Below are 6,341 nucleotides of genomic sequence, written 5' to 3' on the forward strand. Positions count from 1 at the left end.
ACTACTTTACCACAAACCTTGCCATCAAACTATGATAGCGTTGCCTTCAGAGCGGTTCTTAAATATTCCATATTACGCAGCATAAAAAAAACCTCTCAAACCTAACATGAATGCCAATATGCTAATAATGACACTCATAGATCCTTATTTTTTATGTCTACTAGCTCTTTTCCTTCGAATCTCTGCTTTCATCTTCGCAGCTCCCGAACCATGCTGTCCACGAATATATGTTGCTTTCTTAGCTTTCGTTTTCACCTTCTCTTCCTGTTTCGGACCGTCTTTCTTTCCCTTAAAAACGATTCCGCCCATAATTGCATCTTCTATACTCATGCTAATACTTATTAGTGATTTATATTTTTCAACGGCAAAGATAACCCTTTTCTACAGAAATATCTATCTTTGCTAACTAAACAATCATTTATTACCAAAATGAAAATAAAGACCCTCCTTACTGAAAAAGACCCGATGGGTGCTGCAATAGCCGATTATTTCAATCATCACAAAGCTGATAAACTACGTGTATTCTCATCTCAATTCGATGAAGATGAGATTCCGGTTAAACAACTTTTTCGGAGTATGCAATCTATGCCTTTGTTAGAACGCACTGCACTTCAAATGGCAACGGGACGTATTTTGGATGTAGGTGCGGGAAGTGGTTGCCACGCTTTAGCACTTCAGGAAATAAAAAAAGATGTATGTGCGATTGATATCTCACCGCTTTCTGTTGATGTCATGAAAAAACGTGGCGTCAAGGATTCCCGTCTCATCGATCTTTTTGATGAAACATTCACCGAAACATTCGATACGATCCTGATGCTCATGAATGGTTCGGGCATCATCGGAAGACTAAATAATATGCCATCTTTTTTCCAGCGAATGAAACGTATTCTACGTCCAAACGGATGTATTTTAATGGATTCAAGCGATCTTCGGTATCTTTTTGAAGAAGAAGATGGAAGTATGCTGATCGATCTTGCCGGAGATTATTATGGAGAAATTGATTTTCAAATGCAATATAAGGAGATTAAGGGAGAACCGTTTGACTGGCTATATGTCGATTTCCAAACACTTAGTCTATATGCTTCGGAATGCGGATTTAAAGCAGAGCTAATAAAAGAAGGGAAACATTATGACTATTTGGCTAAATTGAGTATTGAGTAAAGAATCTACCAAAAATAAATGGCATAAGATAGATAGGTCGAAGAGCAAACTTATAATAACAGACCAAATGCTTTTCTATACTATTTTTTAGACGCAGATGAACGCGGATTTTTTTTCTTATATCCGTGCCCATCCGCGTCATCCGCGTCTGGAAAATCTTTCTCATAGCCTGCATTACTTTCACTTATATCTCTAAGCTGCTCTTACCGAACGCTCACTATACAGACCTATTTTACTAAGAGAGATATAAATATCACTGTTTCAGCATTTCATTAATTTTCTCTACAAGAGAGGCAAATTCCTCTTCATTATACAAACGGGTTAGCTTCACAATCCGTCCTTCACGGTCAATCAAAACATTTCTTGTTATTCCGGCGTCACGAAGCGCATACTTAGCAAAAATATCAGCTCCGGGATCCAACCCCAACGGATAAGTAACTCCGGTAGACTTAGCGAAAGCAAGAACTTTATCAAGCGGTTCGTCACGATCAATGCCAATCAAGGCAAAGTCTGCATTGTCTTTATGTTTCAACCAAATATCTTTTTCAATAAATGGCATCTCCGCACGACATACCCCACACCAACTTGCCGTAAATTGCAGCATAACCACTTTACCACGGAGAGAAGATAAAGTTACTTGTGTACCATCAGTTAATATAATGGTAAAATTAGGAGCCATCTCACCTACCTTCACAATATACCCTGTTTTATCTGCTTGAACAGTAACCGTATCACTCATTATTTTCCCACTACCTACCACTGCCTCAGCCGTTTCTGTCCCTTTCTTTTGCCCGGAACAAGCAAATAGACTTATGGCTAAAAACGCCATACCACATACATTCATCATTCTTTTTTTCATCTTCTTATAACTATTAATTAGATTGCAAATATAAAAAAGTAAACTTAGTATTTGCAAATTAAAAAGTTATTTTTACCTTTGCACCCGCAAAAGAAAAAAATGCCTCTTTAGCTCAGTTGGCCAGAGCACGTGATTTGTAATCTCGGGGTCGTTGGTTCGAATCCGACAAGAGGCTCTCCTAAAAACAAAATGCCGCTATATGCGGCATTTTTATTAACCATCAGTTTTTCCACTCACGAAACACAACTATGCCTACCGCTACTCATATTAACAAAATCCCAACACCACTGTTCACGGTAGAATGTCGTTTCCAACATCTTTTCTATTACTGGCAACATAACATCAAGGTACATACAGTTGGCGAAACGGAAATTACCTTTTAATACATTCAAGGTGCGCATCTTTTCAGCAAACTTATACAGCCTATCAAACAGGTAGTGATATCACATAATCCTTTTATTGTACCTACTTCGATACTATCTATATCTCCAGTATTAAACAAGGCATAAGCTTTTATAAGGTTCTATTTATCAATTTCGTTTGTATTCATACTTATTCAGCTTTTAATGATATTGACTTACCGCAATGAGGACAGGATAAAGAGGCACTTCATTAATAGATATCCCATATTCTTTAATGGCTTCTTTAATTCTTAATTACTCAATCATATTTTATAGCTTTCATTTCTGCAAAACAGTTATTTCCACTTCAACAACTAACTGCTGAAAGTCTTCCGTTAGATGCTCCCTATGTGACGCATCATAAAGGGTACTGATTCAATATTTGAAGTCTTTTAAAATCTTTTTCTCTACCAAAAAGAGATAAAATTCTTTTTTGCTCTCCAATTGTTGGTATTCTGACAATCATTTTTCCAACTGAAACTTCTCTATATTCCTGTACACAAACAGGTTGCCAAATATTGTTCTTCTTAATATGAAGGTTTCCCATGACCTCTATATCCATTAGAGGAAGATTAAATCTGGCAAAATTAGAGTGAAATAAATCATTCTCTTTGGTTTCAGGAGCAACTTCCATATACACTTTCAGCAAATGTTGCAACTTAGATGCATTCATTTCAGTTGTCAGAATATCAATATCTGATGTTTCCCCTATCTCTATATTCGACAAAATCATAGCAGATGCACCTATAATATAGAACTCTGAATTTATTTCCTGCAATTGAGTAGCTATACCTATGAGGGTTTGATTTATTTTATCCTTAATATTCATGTGTCTACAATTTATTTCTTCTCAAATAGCTTGTTAAGCCATGATAGACAAATACTTCTGCAAGGCAGCCATCTCTGCTTCAACAACCAATTGCTGAAAGTTTTCCGTCAGATGTTCCGTGTGTGACTTTTCCAATGCCTTGTAATAGTTGATTTTAGCATCATTACTACCTTTCAGGGTAATAATAACATAACCATTGCGAAGAAGGTACAAGTTCATCAACAGTCGGGAAGTACGACCATTGCCGTCAATGAATGGATGAATACGCACCAGTTCATCATGCAAGTAAGCAGCTACGAGTACAGGGTGTACCTTTTCTTCTTCCATTTGTCGAAAGCGAAGCATGAAATCTTCCATCTGCTTCTCTATCAGATAAGGTTGTGGGGGCATATGCGTACTACCTGAAATCATAGCAGGAACGGTGCGATACCTTCCGGCATTCTCACGATCTATTCCATGAAGAATAAGGGCGTGTATCTCTTTGATGGTACGCTCGCTTATCTCTATGTCCTGTTTCGCAACATCCTTAATATAATTGATGGCTTCTGTATGATTGATAGCTTCCAAATGTTCACGCATTGACTTTCCCGAAATCGTAACACCTTCGTTTACAACAAGGGCAGTTTCCTGCAAGGTAAGCGTATTCCCTTCTATACGGTTACTCTCATAGGTATATTCAATATCCAAAGCATCCTGAATCTTTTTCAAGGCTTCTTCGGGAAGTGGGCGCAAAGAGGATAGTTGCTCTTTGAGAACATCTACTTCATTCAGTAATTCCTTAACATCTTCATTCATGGTTACTCTATTTCTTTAATTCGTTCCACTTGCTTGTTCAGCAAGTAATCGGCATAAGGAGAATAATCGCCCATTTCATAAAAGGCAATCAACTCTTTCCTGTAGTTCAGTATATCGGCATCTTTGGAGGAATAGACAGGGATAATGTCAGCATTCATCAAAGCGATGCTTTCCACCATTCGGGAAGTACGCTTGTTGCCATCAATGAAAGGTTGCAACTTAGCTATGTTACAATGGAGATAAACAGCCCGTTCCAATGGATTGATATATTGCTCCTGCTGATAAAGTATTTCATTCAACTTAGCCCGAATATCGTGTAAGTCCTTCGGGGGAATGTATTCCGTACCACTGATACGGACGGCTCTTGTTCTTAAATAGCCCGATTCTTCATCGGAAACCAAGCCAGTAGATATAGATTGATGTACTCTGAACAAAGTACGCTCATCTATCACTTCTTGATTCTTCCCTTTATTGATATACTCCACTTCGGAAATAAAAGTATTATATAGGTTTTTCAGCATCTGGGCATCTTCATACTTCTTTTCGGAAGTAATACCATCTTTGAGCAATGCTTCTGTTTCCACGTAAGTATAGGTATTACCTTCAATCTTACCTGAATAGTAACACCACACCACTGCCAAATCTTTTATTTCATTTGAGCGCAAATCCGATAGCTTAGCTAAAGGATGATTCAAAATGAATTGCGCTTTCTCCTGCTGTTCTTTATTAAATATCTGTTCCATAATCATAAAACAATTGTAGCCTATGGTTAGATTTTATTGTTCCCTATAATACTTTTCCCTTCATAATACTTAACCCTACCTTTCAGTTCATCAATATCCTTCCTGATAGAATCAGTAACAGGAATATTGTGCTTATCCAAAAAAGACATAAGTTTCTGTAGTTCTTCCTGTACTTCCATCTTTCGGATGGCATAGTAGTAGGTAGATGTAAAGTCGAATTCATCTTTAGACATCAATACCCTTGCCACATCTTTCGGGGTGGTTTTATCTGTTATTGAAATCTCTGATTCTAATAATGAGGAAATGTATTTCAGATCCGCAGCATCAGGACTATACTGTTTCTTTAGTATATCGAAGTATGAATTAAACTTCTGTTCTTGGGCATTCCATTCGAGTTTTACCATCCCGAAGCCGTGAATTGAATAGGCTATTACCTTTTTAATGAGTCCTTCTAACTCTTCCTTATTGATGCATATACCATTCGTAGTATCAGAAGAGTAGTTATCAAAGAAGTAAGCTGGCTCTATATTAAAGTATTGAGCCATAGTCAGCAGAGTGTCTATCTTGGTAGAGTTCGCTTTGATGATTTTGTGCAAACTCTGCTCCGTCATACCCAGTTCGACGGCAGCCTGTTTCATTGTTACGTTTTTCTTTTCGCACAACTCTTTTATTCTTTCAAGATGAACCGTAAGATTGTATTTAAAATTCAAACACTAAATAAATAGTTTAGCTTTAAATATATTCTTTCTATATCTATAGGCACAAAGATAAGAAATAAAATTTAGCTCTAACAATAGATACAAAAATTCTAATCAGAAAAGAAAAGATGGAAACAGTGATTGTAACTACAGAAGCCGTTATCGAAAAGATAATGGAGAGAGTGTTGGATAAGAAGTTGCCGCAATCGCCTGAAGCGAGTGTTGAAAAGACTTATTGGAAACAAATATTTATTTTTAATGCCAATTTTGCAATATCTGGATAAATGCTTATTCTCCAAGCAGCCGGGTAAACGACAATGAACCTAATTTCCATTTGCTATCTACTAATACATATACCTCTGTCACCATAAAAGGATTAACCACCTCGTTGCCACCGACAACAGCTGTCAAACGAATTCTGTCTAAGATGATAGCAGTGTTATCTCCTGTTTAGTTTGTGCTGATACAGACGTTACGATGAAAGTCGCAAGCACGAGTGAAATAATCTTTTTTATTCGCATGATTGTTTTAACAATTTGATTATACCTACAAATTATTTCTGCAAAGATAGGAGGCATACCGATGCGTGTCCATAGATGAATTACGGTTTAAAACACCGATTTTACTGATTGTGATTTAACAGATGGCACGTACTAACACACCTTACGGAATCTCGAACCAATATTACTGATTCTATGGATGTTCAGATAAATATCAATAGAGTTTCACTATATTTGTGGTAGTCTGAGGATACTAAATTGACTATCAATAGTTTTTGAAGAATCTCGCATGAAACGGGCAGTAGATAAGTAAGAATTAAGTGCTTAGATACACTTAGTTTTTCATGCTTTCAAA

General features: G+C 36.9%; 9 protein-coding genes, 1 tRNA gene and 1 pseudogene. 3 read left to right on the plus strand and 8 right to left on the minus strand.

The annotated features are described in order from the left end of the window. Window positions 1-144: 144 nt before the first annotated feature. A complete protein-coding gene (locus PHO71_RS18980; RefSeq protein ID WP_300206354.1) occupies window positions 145-330 on the minus strand; it encodes a hypothetical protein in 186 nt (61 codons plus the stop codon). Window positions 331-429: 99 nt separating this feature from the next. Between PHO71_RS18980 and PHO71_RS18985 the strand changes: the two genes are divergently transcribed. Next, window positions 430-1,161, plus strand: a complete 732-nt coding sequence (locus tag PHO71_RS18985; protein ID WP_300206356.1) for a bifunctional 2-polyprenyl-6-hydroxyphenol methylase/3-demethylubiquinol 3-O-methyltransferase UbiG — start codon at window positions 430-432, stop codon at window positions 1,159-1,161. A gap of 253 nt (window positions 1,162-1,414) precedes the next feature. Here PHO71_RS18985 and PHO71_RS18990 read toward each other — a convergent pair whose 3' ends face one another. After that, on the minus strand, window positions 1,415-2,020 hold the full coding sequence (locus tag PHO71_RS18990) for a TlpA disulfide reductase family protein (RefSeq protein WP_300206358.1): 606 nt from the start codon (window positions 2,018-2,020) through the stop codon (window positions 1,415-1,417). 101 nt (window positions 2,021-2,121) lie between these two features. Between PHO71_RS18990 and PHO71_RS18995 the strand changes: the two genes are divergently transcribed. Continuing rightward, a tRNA-Thr gene (locus PHO71_RS18995) sits at window positions 2,122-2,195 on the plus strand. A 124-nt stretch (window positions 2,196-2,319) separates the two neighbouring features. On the opposite strand, the pseudogene PHO71_RS19000 reads toward PHO71_RS18995, so the two are convergent. The 5 genes and pseudogenes from PHO71_RS19000 to PHO71_RS19020 form a co-directional block, all read right to left on the minus strand. Next, window positions 2,320-2,537 (minus strand): annotated as a pseudogene (locus PHO71_RS19000) (cell filamentation protein Fic); the annotation flags it as partial. Between the two features lie 242 nt (window positions 2,538-2,779). After that, the gene (locus tag PHO71_RS19005; RefSeq protein WP_300206360.1) at window positions 2,780-3,250 is read right to left on the minus strand and encodes a hypothetical protein; all 471 of its coding nucleotides are present in this window, start codon (window positions 3,248-3,250) and stop codon (window positions 2,780-2,782) included. A 33-nt stretch (window positions 3,251-3,283) separates the two neighbouring features. Next, complete coding sequence (locus PHO71_RS19010) at window positions 3,284-4,045, minus strand: Fic family protein (protein ID WP_300206362.1); 762 nt, start codon at window positions 4,043-4,045, stop codon at window positions 3,284-3,286. A 2-nt stretch (window positions 4,046-4,047) separates the two neighbouring features. Then, window positions 4,048-4,788: a Fic family protein gene (locus PHO71_RS19015; RefSeq protein ID WP_300206364.1), complete on the minus strand. Its 741-nt coding sequence runs from the start codon at window positions 4,786-4,788 to the stop codon at window positions 4,048-4,050. 26 nt (window positions 4,789-4,814) lie between these two features. Then, window positions 4,815-5,498, minus strand: a complete 684-nt coding sequence (locus PHO71_RS19020; protein ID WP_300206366.1) for a helix-turn-helix transcriptional regulator — start codon at window positions 5,496-5,498, stop codon at window positions 4,815-4,817. Window positions 5,499-5,614: 116 nt separating this feature from the next. Here PHO71_RS19020 and PHO71_RS19025 point away from each other — a divergent pair, with 116 nt between their 5' ends. Beyond that, on the plus strand, window positions 5,615-5,770 hold the full coding sequence (locus PHO71_RS19025; protein ID WP_300206368.1) for a hypothetical protein: 156 nt from the start codon (window positions 5,615-5,617) through the stop codon (window positions 5,768-5,770). Window positions 5,771-5,774: 4 nt separating this feature from the next. Here PHO71_RS19025 and PHO71_RS19030 read toward each other — a convergent pair whose 3' ends face one another. Further along, the gene (locus tag PHO71_RS19030; protein WP_300206370.1) at window positions 5,775-5,897 is read right to left on the minus strand and encodes a hypothetical protein; all 123 of its coding nucleotides are present in this window, start codon (window positions 5,895-5,897) and stop codon (window positions 5,775-5,777) included. Window positions 5,898-6,341 lie beyond the last annotated feature (444 nt).

The sequence above is a fragment of the Bacteroides sp. genome (assembly GCF_028690125.1).
Taxonomy (GTDB): domain Bacteria; phylum Bacteroidota; class Bacteroidia; order Bacteroidales; family Bacteroidaceae; genus Bacteroides.